The 16,197-nt window shown below is 57.9% G+C and carries 12 protein-coding genes and 1 pseudogene; 5 read left to right on the top strand and 8 right to left on the bottom strand.

Features of this window, described 5'->3' with window-relative positions; translation table 11 throughout:
• The 5 genes and pseudogenes from ACTG34_RS06145 to ACTG34_RS06125 form a co-directional block, all read right to left on the bottom strand.
• Positions 1-718, bottom strand: a pseudogene (locus ACTG34_RS06145) (hypothetical protein); the annotation flags it as partial.
• Between the two features lie 156 nt (positions 719-874).
• Positions 875-2,593, bottom strand: a complete 1,719-nt coding sequence (gene argS / locus ACTG34_RS06140; RefSeq protein WP_439104094.1) for an arginine--tRNA ligase — start codon at positions 2,591-2,593, stop codon at positions 875-877.
• A gap of 95 nt (positions 2,594-2,688) precedes the next feature.
• Complete coding sequence (locus ACTG34_RS06135) at positions 2,689-4,662, bottom strand: cation:proton antiporter (protein ID WP_439104093.1); 1,974 nt, start codon at positions 4,660-4,662, stop codon at positions 2,689-2,691.
• Positions 4,663-4,688: 26 nt separating this feature from the next.
• Entirely contained in the window at positions 4,689-5,639 is a 951-nt protein-coding gene (locus tag ACTG34_RS06130) for an aldo/keto reductase (RefSeq protein WP_439104092.1), read from the bottom strand.
• A 9-nt stretch (positions 5,640-5,648) separates the two neighbouring features.
• Positions 5,649-6,836 carry a deoxyguanosinetriphosphate triphosphohydrolase gene (locus tag ACTG34_RS06125; RefSeq protein ID WP_439104091.1) on the bottom strand — a complete coding sequence of 396 codons (1,188 nt, stop codon included), beginning with the start codon at positions 6,834-6,836 and terminating at the stop codon, positions 5,649-5,651.
• 182 nt (positions 6,837-7,018) lie between these two features.
• Between ACTG34_RS06125 and ACTG34_RS06120 the strand changes: the two genes are divergently transcribed.
• From ACTG34_RS06120 to xth, 3 genes are all read left to right on the top strand, one after another.
• The gene (locus ACTG34_RS06120) at positions 7,019-7,351 is read left to right on the top strand and encodes a HesB/IscA family protein (RefSeq protein ID WP_062215000.1); all 333 of its coding nucleotides are present in this window, start codon (positions 7,019-7,021) and stop codon (positions 7,349-7,351) included.
• A gap of 125 nt (positions 7,352-7,476) precedes the next feature.
• Positions 7,477-8,676, top strand: a complete 1,200-nt coding sequence (locus ACTG34_RS06115) for an NAD(P)/FAD-dependent oxidoreductase (RefSeq protein WP_439104090.1) — start codon at positions 7,477-7,479, stop codon at positions 8,674-8,676.
• Positions 8,677-8,712: 36 nt separating this feature from the next.
• Positions 8,713-9,543 (top strand): exodeoxyribonuclease III, encoded by an 831-nt coding sequence (gene xth, locus ACTG34_RS06110; RefSeq protein ID WP_439104089.1) that lies wholly within the window; start codon positions 8,713-8,715, stop codon positions 9,541-9,543.
• Between the two features lie 87 nt (positions 9,544-9,630).
• Here the strand turns inward: xth and der are convergent, their stop codons facing one another.
• The 3 genes from der to ACTG34_RS06095 all read right to left on the bottom strand — a co-directional run bounded on the left by der (position 9,631) and on the right by ACTG34_RS06095 (position 13,346).
• On the bottom strand, positions 9,631-11,118 hold the full coding sequence (gene der, locus ACTG34_RS06105) for a ribosome biogenesis GTPase Der (RefSeq protein WP_062214990.1): 1,488 nt from the start codon (positions 11,116-11,118) through the stop codon (positions 9,631-9,633).
• 138 nt (positions 11,119-11,256) lie between these two features.
• Positions 11,257-12,591, bottom strand: a complete 1,335-nt coding sequence (locus ACTG34_RS06100; RefSeq protein ID WP_439104088.1) for an outer membrane protein assembly factor BamB family protein — start codon at positions 12,589-12,591, stop codon at positions 11,257-11,259.
• A gap of 92 nt (positions 12,592-12,683) precedes the next feature.
• Positions 12,684-13,346 carry a hypothetical protein gene (locus tag ACTG34_RS06095; RefSeq protein WP_439104087.1) on the bottom strand — a complete coding sequence of 221 codons (663 nt, stop codon included), beginning with the start codon at positions 13,344-13,346 and terminating at the stop codon, positions 12,684-12,686.
• A gap of 460 nt (positions 13,347-13,806) precedes the next feature.
• Here ACTG34_RS06095 and ACTG34_RS06090 point away from each other — a divergent pair, with 460 nt between their 5' ends.
• Both ACTG34_RS06090 and ACTG34_RS06085 read left to right on the top strand, forming a co-directional pair.
• Positions 13,807-14,940: an efflux RND transporter periplasmic adaptor subunit gene (locus ACTG34_RS06090; RefSeq protein ID WP_439104086.1), complete on the top strand. Its 1,134-nt coding sequence runs from the start codon at positions 13,807-13,809 to the stop codon at positions 14,938-14,940.
• Positions 14,940-16,197: efflux RND transporter permease subunit (locus tag ACTG34_RS06085; protein ID WP_439104085.1), on the top strand; the 1,258-nt coding region annotated here is incomplete at its 3' end. The genes ACTG34_RS06090 and ACTG34_RS06085, both read left to right, overlap by 1 nt.

Genomic DNA, 16,197 nt, shown 5'->3' with positions numbered 1-16,197 from the left:
AAGCGGTAAGCTCCAACGCATCGGGGACAACGGCGATTTGTGTCAAACCGTCATCTGCCTCAATTGCATAGGCATTAGTGTCGGGCGCATAGGCCACGAATGTAGCCTCAGGTTCGATCTCACCCATGGGCTGATCTTCGTCCTGCAAGGCGATGGGTTTGGGCGCAAGCATCAAGCGATCTGCGGGTGCCGCAGCAGACCCATCGGCGGTCACGGAATTCACGGCAAGACCTTGGTGCATGGCCAGTTGTCCACCGGGATCGTCGGGGATTGAGCGCGCCTCGCCCGCAAGAGCACGAATGACCGGAACACCCGACACATCGCGCACCATTTGCTTGTACCCCCAAACGCCAATGGTCAAAACGAGCACAAGCGACACAGCCGCGCCCGCCCATTGCGTCACACCCAGTCGCGGCATTTGCGCAACCGCACCGTCATCATAATCCGCATATCCGGACTCAGGGGCACCAAATTGACTGCCATATTGCCCGTGATGTTGAGCATGAAGGTGCGGCGCATGGTACGCAGGCTGCGGTGCATACTGTTGCTCAGAATGCACACCCGACGCATCATGTGACGCGACATACTGCGCATGCGGCTGACCGCCATACTGCGGTTGCCCGTGTTGGGGTTGCACATGGCCATAATTTGGCTGCGCCGCGTAGCCGTCCATTTGAGCGGAACGGGTGCCGTGAAGGGATTTAAAATCCTGCGTCATATTCGCCTCTTTGCCTCTTGAAGTCGTCAATGCGACCTCATCCCGTTTTGTTTTATATCAACGGGTTATAAACTGCTCTTGATGTGATGTATGAGGCCGATCTTTGCCGGCTTTCACACGGGGACGCACATCCGCCCTTGCCCCGAAGAGATGCGTTTAGCGCATTTCCTCCGCAGGCGTTACACCGAGAATACCAAGACCCGATGAAATAACAACGGCAACGGCACGTGGGAGCGCAATTTTTGCCGCAGAGGCCGCATGGTCCTCTTGTAAAAACCGCAGACCCTCGTTGTCGTTGCCCTTGTTCCACAACGCATGGAAATCCGATGCAAGCTCGTACAGATAGAACGCGATACGGTGCGGCTCATGGCTTTTGGCGGCAATCTCGACCTGACGCGGCCAATCGGCCAGCTTTTTGGCCACAGCCAATTCGGCGGGGTCCGTCAGGTTCGGCGTGTCGGTCAAGGCAATCCCTTGGTCCTCGGCTTTGCGCAGCACCGAGCGGACGCGTGCATGGGCGTATTGAACGTAGAACACAGGGTTGTCTTTGGATTGCTCCAGAACCTTGTCGAAATCGAAATCAAGGGGCGCATCGTTCTTGCGCGTGAGCATCACAAAACGGGTTACATCCGCGCCCACCTGTTCCACCACATCGCGCAGGGTGACAAAGGTGCCAGAGCGTTTGGACATCTTGAGCGGCACGCCGTTGCGAAACAGCTTCACCAACTGCACCAGTTTGATATCACAGCCAACTTTGCCTTCGGATAGGGCGGATACCGCCGCCTTCATCCGCTTGACATAACCACCGTGGTCAGCGCCGAAAATGTCGATAATCTCGTCATACCCGCGCTTCACCTTGTCATAGTGGTAGGCAATGTCGGGGGCAAAATAGGTCCATGCGCCATCGGATTTCTGGATCGGGCGATCCACATCATCACCGTGGGCGGTGGAGCGGAACAAGGTTTGTTCGCGCGCTTCCCAATCCTCGGGCATCTGACCCTTTGGCGGCTCAAGCGTGCCGCGATAAATCAGGTCTTTGCTGCGCAACTCTTCGATCGCGCTTTCAATCAGGCCCGTGTCGTAAAGCGATTTCTCGGAATAGAACTTATCCATCTCGACACCGAGCGCCTTGAGGTCGCCACGGATCATATCCATCATCGCCTCGATGGAGAACACACGGATATCGTCAATCCAGTCGTCTTCGGGTTTCCCGACAAGGCTATCGCCGTACTTGTCTTTGAGAGCCTCACCGACCTGAACCAGATAGTCCCCCGGATACGTTCCCTCGGGGAACTCGACCTCTTGGCCCAAGGCCTCAAGATACCGCAGGTAGGCGGAGCGGGCGAGCACATCGACCTGTGCGCCGCCATCGTTGATGTAGTATTCACGCGTCACATCGTAACCCGCGTAATCAAGGAGCGAGGCCAACGCGTCCCCAAAGACCGCACCGCGCGTGTGACCGACATGCATCGGCCCCGTGGGGTTGGCCGACACAAATTCGACATTGACCTTTTTGGCGGCCCCAAGCGCGGACTTGCCATAGGCGTCATCAGACAAAATGCCCTCAACCAGCCCTGTCCACAGCGCGGGCGCAAGACGCAGGTTGATGAACCCCGGCCCTGCCACATCGACGCTTTCAATGCGCGGATCAGCGCCAAGTTTGACCGCCAATGCCTCAGCAATTGCGCGCGGATTGGATTTGGCAGGTTTGGCCAAAACCATAGCGGCATTGGTTGCCATATCACCGTGAAGGGAATCGCGGGGCGGCTCAACCGCCACATTGGCGTAATCAAGGCCATCGGGGAGAACACCCTCGGATACAAGTGTATCAAGGCTGCCCGTCACCAGAGCGCGAATATCGGCGAATAGGTTCATGTCGTACGATCTCTCTTTTGAGTATCCGCGGGGTTTATCATGGTGGGCGAAATCGTCAACGGTCAAGGGGGAGATCACCGCGCGATCCCCCTCCCCTATGCGTGCGGCTTTTTGGAATTTGCGGCCTCAACGACCGCCTCTTTTGTCTCGCTCTCCGGTGGGACGAGGGCCACAATGCGCACACCTGCGCCCAGTTTGGCGCGCGCGCTGTTTCGACGCGCATCTGTCAGACGTCGCCGCAATGCCTCGCGCGCCGTTTCACGCTGCTCTTCGGGCAGATCTTCGATGCGGGCCTCGGCGCGATTTGGGAACAACACTTCGATATCGTCGGGTGTGACCCGTTTAAACGAGCCGTCCGTTGGTACGTACCCGATCAAATGCGCGCCCGTGCGTCCTGCTTTCCAATCCTCAAAGGTGAATTCATCGGTCAGGCCCGTCATGGCAATACGCCACCCGCCTATGATCAAATCCTCCAACTCGCGAAAGGTCTTGCCTGCGCCAAACGCCCGTCCACCCAGTTGCGTGGGCAAGGCGTGGCGGGCCTGTTCGGCGCGGTGGCGTGCGATCTGCCACGTTTGATCATGTCCGAACTCAGGTGCCAAATCCGTAGCGACAAGGGTGTTGTAGGCGTCATTTTCTGTCGCCGCGACGATGGTTTTGTAGCTGAGGATTTCGAGAGAGTGCTCGGCCGCCTCGGATAACACATCACCGTAAAACACCGGCAAACCCGTGGCGCGTGGGCGTACAAGTCGTGCGTGGTTGGGATCGGCAATCAACACTGGCACCTCGGCCTTTTTGAGGGCCTCGGCCAAAGCGGTGGTGAACCGCGACCCGCCAATGAACAAAACGCCCGGCGTGCCGCTTTGCGCCAACCCCAAAAAACGCGCAAATGGCGCAAGCGTGAATCCGTGCAAAACAACAGTGGCCAACACAAGGATAAAGGCCAGTGGACCAATGACAGCCCCGTCATCGACACCCGCCGCAGCCAAGCGCTCCCCAAACAGACCTGCGACTGCGACCAGAACCACACCGCGCGGCCCCGTAAAGGCAATCAACAGCTTTTCATTGCGTGGCAAGCCAGAAAACGCCAGTGATATCAGAACGGTAAGCGGGCGCGCGAGCAAAATAACCAAGGCCACGAACAGACCCGCGCGCCATGTCAGCGTCGAAAGAGACGCGAAATCGAGCGAGGCCGCAAGCAAGATAAACACACCCGACACCAATAGAATGGTTGCGTGTTCCTTGAAACGGCGCAGCTCCTCAAACGAGGGCAAATCGGCATTGGCAATCACCAGCCCCATGACGGTCACGGCCAAAAGCCCACTTTCGTGCAGCATCATGTCGGGCAAGGCAAAGGCGGCCAACATGGTGACGAAGAGCACAGGCACTTTCATATATTCGGGCACCCATGCCTCGCGGAACGCGCGCGAAATCCCCAAACCGGCGACCAGTCCCACGACCATTGCCACCGATATGCCAACGCCCAATTCGATCAGAGCCCCGCTAAAGCTTTCCGCCTCGCGTCCGACCAACACGAATTCAAAGGCAAGCACCGCCGCCAACGCCCCAACGGGATCGTTCACGATGGCTTCCCATTGCAACAGATTGGCAGGGCGACGTGAAAGCTTTGCGGTGCGCAACAGCGGCGCAATCACAGTTGGGCCTGTCACGACCATAATGCCGCCAAAGACCGTGGAGGCCTCCCATCCAAGGCCCGCGCCATAGTGCAGCGCCAGTGCGGATGACAACCAACCAAGCGGAGCACCGACAAAGACAAGCCGCATAACACCTTTTTTGGCATCACCAAGCTTGTGCAGATCAAGCGTAAGCCCACCTTCAAACAAGATCACAGCAACCGCCAAAGAGATAAGCGGCTGGACCAGACCGCCAATGTCGCGGGCCGGATCGAACACGCCAAGAACCGGCCCCGCCAACAGGCCAACAGCAAGCATCACAACAATCGCGGGCAAATGCAGACGCCACGCCACCCATTGCGCGCCCACACCCAACACACCAACAAGAGCAAATGCTTCGACGGGCGCGAGGCCCGTAACCGTTTCAATCGACATCGTTAAATCACCTTTTAAGTGCCGGACTAGCCGGCTTTATACTCTCGGTTTGCTTCGGGATCGGCGGATTCGAATGGGAACTGTGCCAATTCATCCCAAAGCGCAGTCGGGATCTCCATCTGCGCCCAGTCAATCGCTTGCGCAACCCGTTCGGGTTTGGACACGCCCAGCAACGTTGTGCTCACACGCGGATCACGCATGGAAAATTGCAAGGCCACCGCCCCCATAGCCACACCGTACTTGACACAAAGCGCCTCAATGCGGCGCACGGGCGCGAGGGCTTCCTCGGTTGCCTCTTGGTACGTGACGCGCGGCATTTCGTCGGCCCCTTTGGCCAAAACCCCGCCCGCAAACGGCGCCGCATTGATCACGGCGATCCCCGCATCAGCGGCATAATCGAACATCGCAGAGGCGGACCGGTTCAACAGCGTAAAGCGGTTATGCGAAATCAGCGCGTCAAACGGCCGTGATTTGAGCATCGGCTCCATGATATCGAGCCGCCCCATGGCCAGACCCACCGCCTTTGCGCGCCCCGCCTCTTTCATCTCGAATAACGCGTCTGACGCGCCCTCGACCTCGTCAAGATCGCGGGCATGTTCAGGGTCATGCAAAAACAACAGCGGGATTTGGCTCACACCGAGACGCGCACAGCTCTCCTCCAACGAGGCCCACGCGCGCGCGGCGTCAAAGCGTCCGGTGTCTGGATCGCGGTCCAATTTGGTCGAAAGCGTCATGCCCGCGGGCAAACCGTCCGATTTGATCACCGCACCCACCCGCGCCTCCGAGCGCCCCGCGCCGTAGTTGTTCGAGGTGTCGATCAGCCGCGCAGGGCCGCCAAAAATCGCCCGCAGGGTCGCGGCAGCACGATCCGCATCCACCGAATAGCCATAAGTGTCGGGCATGTCGCCCAAGCCTGATGTGCCAAATCCTAAGGGTGTGAGGGCTACGCCTGTCGTGCCAATCATGCGGTTTGTCATGTTCAGGTCCTATATCTCGCGCGGGGTTGCGCACAGCCGTTCAAATTCTTGAATCGCGAAACGGTCGGTCATCCCGGCCACGTAATCAAGTACAATTCGTGCCAACTGGGTGTCATCTCGTGCCGCATCAATTTCGTCACGCCATTCCAGCGGCAAAAGCGCGGGCTTTGCCATGAACAGCGGGAACAACGTATTGACCATGACCGTGACACGCTCGCGCTCGACCACGACCGAAGGCGCGCGGTACATCCGTTTGAACAAGAACGATTTAATCACCTTCAAGTTTTGAAAGAACGGCTTTGAAAACCGAATAATTGTCCGATCCAGATCACGGATATCCTGCGCCGTTTCGGGGCGCGCACTGTCCAAACGATTGGTCGCAATCGTAATCACATCCTCAACCATGTAGCCGAAAATTCGCCGCAACGCCTCGTGGTCGCGCCGCGTGGCCTCAAGGTCGGGATAAGTCGCATCGACATCTGCGTAGGCGCGATCCGTGAGTGGCAATTCCATCAAATCATCAGCCGTAAACAGACCCGCGCGCAAGCCGTCATGCAAGTCGTGATGGTTATAGGCAACATCATCGGCAATTGCGGCCACTTGCGCCTCCGCACTGGCAAAGGTGTGCAATTCGAGATCGAACTGATCGTTGACCTCTTCGAGCGCATAGGACAGTGCATGCCCCTCCGGATGGCGTTTGGGGTCAGCATACGGACCGGTGATTGGCCCGTTGTGTTTTGCGATTCCCTCAAGGCTTTCCCATGTCAGATTAAGCCCGTCAAAATCGGCATAGTGTTTTTCCAGCTTGGTGACGATCCGAAGCGCCTGCGCATTGTGATCAAACCCGCCGTAAGGCGCCATGAGATTTTCAAGTGCATCTTCGCCCGTGTGCCCGAACGGCGAGTGGCCTAGATCATGGGCCAACGCAATTGCCTCTGCCAGACCTTCGTTCAGGCCCAAAGCCCCCGCAATGGTACGCGCCACCTGAGCGACCTCAATCGAATGGGTCAGACGCGTGCGGTAATAATCACCCTCATGTTCCACGAACACTTGGGTTTTATGTTTGAGGCGACGAAACGCCGATGAGTGAATGATCCGGTCGCGGTCGCGTTGAAAGGGCGAACGAAAGGTCGATAGCTTTTCGTCGAACAACCGCCCGCGCGTCTCGAACGGTTGGCTCGCATAGGATTTCAACATCTGCGCAATTCCCCTTTTGAGGTGGCGCTGATGCGCCCACCTTCACAGTCCCGTTTGGCCACCTTGTCGGCGGTCCTTTGTATCCCTATATTCGATGCAACACCGCGCGACAAACACATGGCGCAAAAGGTTGCGCAAAACATCGCGCAAATGACCGAAACGTATTGATAAAGAGACGCATCATGGCCCTCACGCTTCCGCCCACCGTCACACCCCGCGCCTTTGCCCGCATATCCGAGATCAACGCGGCCTCGGGAGAGGACAAAGCATTGCGCGTCGCCGTCGAGGGTGGCGGGTGCTCAGGGTTTCAGTACGAGATCACGTTGGACGCCCCCACGGGCGACGATGTGCGCCTTGAGGGAGACGGCGCTATGGTTGTCGTCGACCCCGTGTCCTTGCCGTTCTTGGAAAACGCGGTCATTGATTTCAGCGAGGAGTTGATAGGCGCGCGGTTCGTGATCGAAAACCCGAACGCCACCGCCTCATGTGGCTGTGGCACTTCGTTTTCAATGTAGCGTCGCGCCACTATTTTGCGGCTCCAATCACACAATGCACACCCGTGTAGACACGGCGCGTCATCGCGCGGGAATTTCGCTCAATTCACCTTGTTTTTAGAGCAATACCGCGTCACTAACGCCCTATGACCCATTCCTTTGCATCCTCATATGACACCATCATTCTTGGCGCGGGAGCGGCAGGATTGTTTTGCGCCAAATTCGCCACCCAGACAGGGGCAAAGGTGCTTGTGGTTGATCACGCCAAACGCGCGGCAGATAAGGTGCGCATCTCGGGCGGCGGGCGGTGCAATTTCACCAATATGTACGCAAGTTCCGATAATTTCATAAGCGCAAACAAACACTTCTCCAAATCAGCCCTCGCGCGCTACACACAATGGGATTTCATCGATCTCTGCGTGTCGCATGGTATCACCTACCACGAAAAGACCCTTGGCCAATTGTTTTGCGATGGCAAATCACAAGCGATCATCGACATGCTTTTGGCCGAGGCGCGCGGGGCCGATATCGCCCTTGGCACCACAATCGACGCGGTGCGCCATGATGGAGATACGTTTCATGTGACCCTCTCTGGCCGCGCCGTCACCACCCGCAATCTGGTCGTCGCCACGGGCGGCAAATCGATCCCCAAAATGGGCGCAACGGGCATCGGCTACCAAATCGCAGAGCAATTTGGCCTGCCCCTAACCGACACCCGCCCCGCCCTTGTGCCGCTCACATTCGCGCCGCAAGAGCTCGACTGGATCACGCCCCTATCGGGCACCGCCCTGGACGCGCGGGTGACAGCAAATGGCACGGCGTTTGACGAGGCATTGTTGTTTACGCATCGCGGCCTTTCGGGACCGTCGATTTTGCAGGTGTCGAGCTATTGGCGTGACGGTGATCCGATCACCGTGAACCTATCACCCAACCGCGATATTTTCGGCGCTCTGAAAGCCGCACGCAGCGAGAACGGTCGCCGCCAGGTGCACACGGGGCTTGGCACGATATTTCCCACCAAACTGGCCAACACATTGGCCGAGCGTCTGGGCCTGTCGGGCAATCTGGCGGATCACTCCGACAAGGCACTCACCGCGATCTCCGATGCGCTCCACGCCATGGAGTTGCGCCCTGTGGGGTCAGAGGGCTACCGCACAGCCGAAGTCACGCTTGGCGGTGTCGACACCGATGCGCTCTCGTCGGCCACGATGGAGGCCAAAGCGGTTCGGGGGCTGTATTTCATTGGCGAAGTGGTCGATGTCACGGGGTGGCTGGGCGGCTACAACTTCCAATGGGCATGGTCATCTGCCGCCGCGTGTGGCCGCGCCATTGCGGCCTCTCGCTAAGCCCCCTACAAAGGGGCAAATCAACGGGAGCCTCATATGAAAATCGCCAGTTTCAACATCAACGGGATCAAAGCCCGCATGGACGCGCTCACCGATTGGCTCACCGAGGCCGAGCCGGATGTTGTGGTGCTCCAAGAGATCAAATCGGTCGACGAAAATTTCCCGCGCGAGCACTTTGAGGACATGGGCTATATCGTTGAAACTCATGGACAAAAGTCGTTTAATGGCGTGGCGATCCTATCCAAACTGCCGCTTGAGGATGTCACCCGTGGCTTGCCCGGTGGTGAGGGCATGGGACGCGAGGGGGCCGACGATATCGAGGCGCGCTATATTGAAGCCACGGTGATGGGCGCGCGCAATTCTGTTCGTATTTGCGGGCTGTATTTGCCCAATGGCAACCCTGTTGATCTCAACCCAGATGGCACCCCCGTTGAAGGATCGAAATACGATTTCAAACTGAAATGGTTCGCCCGATTGGAAGAGCGTGCGCGCGCACTAATGGCGTTGGAGCAGCCGTTTTTGATGGCGGGGGATTTCAACCTCATTCCACAGGCCGAAGACGCAAAACGCCCCGATGCATGGCGCGAGGATGCGCTGTTTCGCCCACAAAGCCGCGCGGCATTTCGCCGTTTAATGGCGCTTGGCTTTACCGATGCTTTGCGCGCGACCACCTCCGCGCCGGAGGTTTATACCTTTTGGGACTACCAAGCGGGCGCATTTGATCGCAACGACGGTATCCGCATCGACCACTTTTTACTGTCGCCGCAAGCCGCCGATTACCTCACCGACTGTCAAATCGACGTGTTCACGCGGGCGAAAACCAAACCCTCGGACCATGTGCCGATTTGGGTCACCCTCAATATCTAACACCCCTATCTGATCAAACAAAATGGCGCGCGGGAGTGATCCTGCGCGCCATTTTCTATAGGTAAAAGATGTGGGGCGCGTGGGCCGCTACCACTTTTTCTTTTCGTCCGCGCGCCCTTTGCCAAGGTGTTTGCGCAACCGCGAGGGCACCGATTTCGTCTTGTTCTTGAACGGGTTTTTATCCGCTTGGCTGCGGAAAAATAGACGGATCGGCGTGCCGGGCATATCAAAATCCGCGCGCAACCCGTTGACCAGATAACGCTTGTAAGAGGCGTTCAATTCATCGGGATGGCTACACATCACCACGAACTGTGGTGGACGGGCTTTCACTTGGGTCATATACCGCAATTTGATGCGGCGACCGCCCGGTGCGGGGGGCGGGTGTGCCTCGGTCATGGCCGAGAGCCACGTGTTGAGCTTGGCGGTGGGCACGCGGCGGTTCCACACTTGGTGCGCGTATAAAATCGCCTCTTCGAGCTTATCAAGGTTCTTGCCGGTTTTGGCCGACACCGTGACCAATTGTGCGCCGCGCAACTGTGGCAATAGCCGCGTGAATTCTTCGCGCAACTCTTTGGCTTTGTTTGACTTATCGGTCTCTTCGTCCCATTTGTTAACCGCAATGACCACAGCGCGGCCTTCGCGTTCGGCCAGATCGGCGATGCGCAAATCTTGCTGTTCAAACGGAATGGAAACGTCGAGTAGAACCACCACAACTTCGGCGAATTTCACCGCACGCAGACCATCTGCAACGGAGAGCTTTTCAAGCTTTTCCTGCACCTTGGCTTTTTTGCGCATACCTGCGGTATCGAACACCCGCACAGGCGTGTTGTTCCAGTTCATCGTGACAGAAATACTATCGCGCGTAATGCCTGCCTCGGGGCCGGTCAAAAGGCGTTCTTCGCCCAACAGCTTGTTAATCAACGTGGATTTGCCCGCATTCGGGCGACCAACGACACAGATTTGCAACGGTTTTTCGGCGGTGAAATCACGTGATACACCGGCCTCTTCGCCCAATTCCTGCTCTTCTTCGGTCAACTCAACGTCGACCTCGGGCGCCTCGGCTTGGGCGCGCTCGTCATAACCATCCGCAAGTGGGCGCAAGATATCATAGAGCTCGCCCATACCCTCGCCGTGTTCGGCGGAAATGCGCATCGGCTCGCCAAGGCCCAGCGAATAGGCCTCAAGGAAACCGCCCTCGCCTGCGTGTCCCTCGGCCTTGTTGGCGGCGAGGATCACGTGCTTGGCGCGTTTGCGCAGAATTTCCGCGAACACTTCGTCGGCGGGCAGGATCCCAGCGCGCGCGTCAATCATGAACAGGCACACATCGGCCATATCCACGGCCCGCTCGGTCAGCTTGCGCATCCGGCCCTGAAGGCTCTCGTCGGTCGCCTCCTCGAGGCCCGCCGTGTCGATCACGGTAAAGCGAAGATCAATCAGCTTGGCCTCGCCCTCGCGCAGATCGCGCGTCACACCGGGTTGGTCATCGACCAAGGCAAGACGGCGCCCCACGAGGCGGTTGAATAGGGTCGACTTGCCCACATTGGGGCGTCCGACGATGGCGAGTGAAAAACTCATGGGATAACTCCCGTTAAATCCAGCGGCCACGCGGAGGCGCGGCGTTCAAGCGGTGGCGATACACCGAGACGCGGGGGGCCGTAAAGCCTAATCGCGTTTTGGCCCTGTTTGTCCGCCGCGTCGTCGTATGCGCCCCCCCTATTTGAGGGCGGCAAGCTCGCCATTGTCGAGCAGTAGATACATCACACCGCCCACGACGATCGGATCGGAGGACGCGCCAGCGGGCAAGGTGAGTTGTGCGCTCAATGCGCCACTGTCAGCGGAAAACCCGCGCAACACACCGTCAGAGGAGGCAACCCAAAGGCGGCCACCCGCGGCCACAGGGCCGTAGTGGGCAAACACGCCCTTGCGCTTGCGCTCTTTCTCTTGGGTATAGAGCGGCAACTGAACGCCCCAAACGCGGGCGCCGGTTTTGGCATCCAGCCGTACGATTTCATTGCGATCCGTCACTATGAACACCGCGCCGCCAATCACAGTTGCGGGGCTGTACGCCCCCTCATTTGCAGTCCAAAGGCGCGCGCCTGTGTCAACATTGAACGCCCCGAAACGGCCCGCTTGGTTGCCCGTGTAGACCGTTTTGCCAATCACAACGGGATCGGCGGTAATGTCGGAGAACTTGGCGTAAACAAAGCCTTTGCGTTGTCCCGCAAGGCTTGCAGACCACAACCGCATGCCGCCTTTGCGAAACGAGCCGAACAAATCACCAGTCGCAAAGGGAACAATTGCCAATGTGTCGGTAATTGCGGGCGATGCGGCCCCCACGCGAGAGGTAATGGCTTCTGGTCCTGCCAGTTCCCATTTGACGCGGCCCGTTGCGGTCTCGACCGCCCATGCGCGGCTGTCCGCGCCGACCACATAGGCCAGACCATCATAGACGGTAAGACCTGCGGCCCCTGCCGCGTCGATCCGTTGACGCCATTTAATCCCGCCAGACACCAGATCAGCGGCGATCAGTTCGCCGTAGCCGGTGGTGGCATAAAGTGTGGAGCCGTCGATGGCGAGCGTGCCGCCCGTGGCCTCCCCCGCCTTTTCGCCCGCAGGTGTGAGATCACGCGTCCAGACCGGTGTGCCCGTAACCGCCGATACGGCCGTCAAGGTTGCTTTGGCATCAAGTGTAACAACAACGCCTTGTGCGGCAACAGGATCCGTTGTCAGACGGAACTTGCGTGAGTTTCCCGTCCCGATGGGCGTGGTCCACGCAAGGGCGGGTTGTCCGGCGGTAAAGGCGTTGTGACCTGCATCGTGCAAGCGTCCCGCACCTGTGTGCGTCCACGCCGCGCGCGATACCTGTTTGCCAAGAGAGATTTGGGCGGATGTATTCACCGCTGTGTCCGATGTGGCCACCGGATCACCACTGCGTGGATCAAGGCGTTCACCCGTCAAAATGACCTCACGGCCCGCACCACATGCCGACAACGCAACCGCCAGACCAAACAGTCCTGCTTTCACTGCGGTTTTACCCAATACGGTCATGCGCGCCTTCTCCCTCGTCTGTGTCGTTTACCACAAAACGGGCTTGCCCGCTTTGCTTTGGACTGGTTTCAGCCCACACCCATCAATCGGCTTTAGCCGTCGGTATCCGCGTTAAGATCGCCACCCAACGCCACAATCATCTGAACGGCACGACGGCGCAAGGCCTGACTTGCTTCGCCGTCTTCAGCCACGGCCCGTAGCCCCTCGATCGCGGCGTCCAACTGACCTGACTCGATCTGAGCCACGGCAATCTGTTCTTCGGCCAACAAGCGGTAGGGCGCACCAGGTGACGCGATGCCCGCGAGCAATTCAATACGTGCCTCAGGGTCCATCTTGGACGCTCCAAGCATCGCCGTTTTGAGCAGCGCAAGATCGCGGTACACCGGGGCAAGGGTCGCATCCGCCACATAAGGCGCGAGGGTCGCCACCGCACCATCGACATTGCCCACCGCGTGCAATTCACCCGCACGGATCATATCGGACACAATGCGCGGCTGGCCTGTCAGATCAATCGCCGCCAAGGCATCCGCACGTGCCTGTGTGTCCTCGACCGCCAAAGCCGCCGAGATCGCATCACCCGCGGCTTCCGCCTGAACACGGGCCTTGGATTTGGCGTATTCATTATAGGATGCGCCGCCAACAAGAGCGACAACGCCCACAACGCCGATCCACCCGTATTTACGGAAGATCGCAAAAAGTTTGTCGCGTTTGACCTCTTCGGTCACCTCTTCGATGAAGCTATCAGTATTGCTCAAAGCCGCCCCGCTACGTTGTCTGTTTGCGTTTGGCCAAACTCTTACCCTGAACTGCGCACGAATGCCAAGGGGGGACGCACATCGCGGGGGATGGCGACCCCTTGATCCGCAGATCCAAGCGCCCCTTGGATAAAGTGAATGTGTCAAATGCCGCTTGAAATCTGAACAGAACGGTTTACTTTCCTATAAAGATCATTCAAAAGATCCAATATCGCCTTAAACACTGTCCATTTTATGCGCCATTGCCTGTAAAATGCTAATCCAACACCACATGCAGCACGTAAACACACTATAACACTGTAAAACCCTTGTTGTTTCATCAGGTCGACACCATCTTGGCCTCAATGTTAATCATGTTAACAGGCCTTGATGTTACACAATGCTAACGCCTTATTGCGAGATCCAGTGAGACGTCCCGATACTCAGTTGCCGTTCGGCAAGATAAATTAAAGAGACCCATATGCGCATCGTCCCCCTTCTTATCGCCATTATCGTCAGCTTCGCTCTGTATTTCTTCGTGTTCCAACGCGATACATTGGGCGAAATCTCCGGCAGCACGCAACCAAGTGTTGAGACCACAGACGCCACCCAAGCACAGGCCGATGTCAACGCCATGGCCCCACCCGCCAATCGTGACGTGACCGACAAGCCTGTGGTCAAAGTGGTCGCAGAACATTCTGTCGCCGAAGTGCTCGATAGTGCGGTGATTTTACGCGGAGAGACGCAAGCGGCGCGCTCCGTCAATGTGTCGGCTGAAACATCGGGACGTGTTGTCTCTGCCCCATTGCGCAAAGGCTCCTATGTCGAAGAGGGTCAGGTGATGTGTCAACTCGACGTCGGCGTGCGTGCATCGTCCTTGGCACAGGCCAAAGCAGCAGTTGCAGAAGCCGAGGTGGGCCTTCGAAATGCGCAAAAACTGGCCAAGGGTGGCTACGCCGCTGAAACCAATATCCTGACCGCCGAAGCGGGCCTCGAGCGCGCCCGCGCAGCACTGGCCCAAACCGAACAAGATATCGCGAACCTGACAATTGAAGCGCCGTTTGCGGGCTTGTTGGAAAGTGACACAGCCGAGCTTGGCACCTTGATGCAAGCCGGATCGATTTGTGCGAATGTTATCCAGCTCGACCCGATGAAATTGGTGGCCTTTGCCCCCGAGGCCGAGGTGGACCGTATCGAAGTCGGAACACTCGCCTCTGCGCGTCTTTTGACGGGCACACAGATCACGGGCCGCGTGACGTTCCTGTCGCGCTCCGCAGATCCGACCACACGCACCTTTCGCGTTGAAATCGAAGTCCCCAACAGTGATTTCGCCATCCGTGACGGTCAGACCGTTGAAATGGCAATCCGCTCGGAGGGCAAATCGGCGCATCTGGTCAAACAATCGTCTCTGACCCTCAATGATGAGGGCTTGCTTGGTGTGCGTATCGTCGATGACGCCCAAATGGTGGCCTTTATGCCTATTCAGGTTTTGCGCGACACCCGTGAGGGCGTTTGGGTCGCGGGCCTTCCAGAGCGGGCCGATATTATCACAGTTGGACAAGAGTATGTCCGCGCAGGCGTGCCCGTTGAGCCGCATTTCGAGGAGATCAACTAATGACTGGTATCGTCGATTGGGCCGGTGAACGCGCCCGTATGATTCTGGCCTTTATCGCATTGACGCTCATTGCGGGTACGGCCGCCTACATCGGATTGCCCAAAGAGGGTGAACCCGACATTGAGATCCCTGCCCTGTTTGTCTCCGTCCCCTTCCCCGGCATTTCCGCCGAGGACGCCGAGCGTTTGCTTGTCGAGCCGATGGAAACCGAAATGTCCGATCTGGACGGTTTGAAAAAACTGTCAGGCACCGCCGCAGAGGGCTACGGCGGTCTGGCCATGGAATTTGAGTTTGGTTGGGACAAAACCAAAGTGATCGCGGATGTGCGCGACCGTATGGGCCGCGTCGAGGCCAAGTTTCCGCAAGGCGCGGACAGCTATTCCATCAATGAAATCAACTTTTCCGAATTTCCGATCCTGATCGTAAACCTCACAGGCCCCGTGCCAGAGCGCACGCTCGTGCGCTACGCCAAACAGCTCCAAGACCGCTTGGACGGGCTTGAGCCGATCTTGGAAGCACAGCTCACGGGGCAACGCGATGAAATGGTCGAAGTGACCATAAACCCGCTGCGCCTCGAAGCCTATAATGTCACGGCCCAAGAATTGATTTCCGTTGTCGCCAACAACAACCAACTCGTGGCCGCCGGCGAAGTGCAGACGGCACAAGGTAACTTTGCGATCAAAATCCCAGCAAGCTTCAATGATCAAAGCGATGTCATGGAATTGCCGGTCAAGGTAAATGGCGACCGCGTGATCACCCTTGGCGATCTGGCGGACATTCGCCTGACGTTTGAGGACCGTGCGGGAACCGCGCGCTTTAACGGTGAGACCACCGTGGCGCTACAAGTTGTCAAACGCAAAGGCTTCCCCATCATCGATACCGTTGAGCTGATCAAGGCCGAAGTGGCCGCCGAAGTGGCCTCGTGGCCCGAGGAATTGCGTCAGGTGATCAATGTCGGCACGTCCAATGACCAGTCACGCCAAGTGGCCTCAATGGTGAGCCAGCTTGAGGGTGCGGTGATGACCGCGATTGCGCTCGTGATGATCGTGGTTCTGGCCTCGCTTGGTATTCGCTCTGCGTTGCTGGTGGGCTTTGCCATTCCGACCTCATTCTTGTTGTGCTTTATCCTGCTTGGGATCATGGGCATCACCATTTCCAACATCGTGATGTTTGGTCTGATTTTGGCCGTGGGGATGCTTGTGGACGGTGCGATTGTGGTGGTTGAATTTGCCGACCGCAAAATGGACGAAGGCGACG

The sequence above is a fragment of the Celeribacter marinus genome (assembly GCF_965656515.1).
GTDB lineage: Bacteria > Pseudomonadota > Alphaproteobacteria > Rhodobacterales > Rhodobacteraceae > Celeribacter > Celeribacter marinus_D.
The sequence above is the reverse complement of the archived record's forward strand: the minus strand, read 5'-3'. Positions and strand labels throughout refer to the sequence as shown.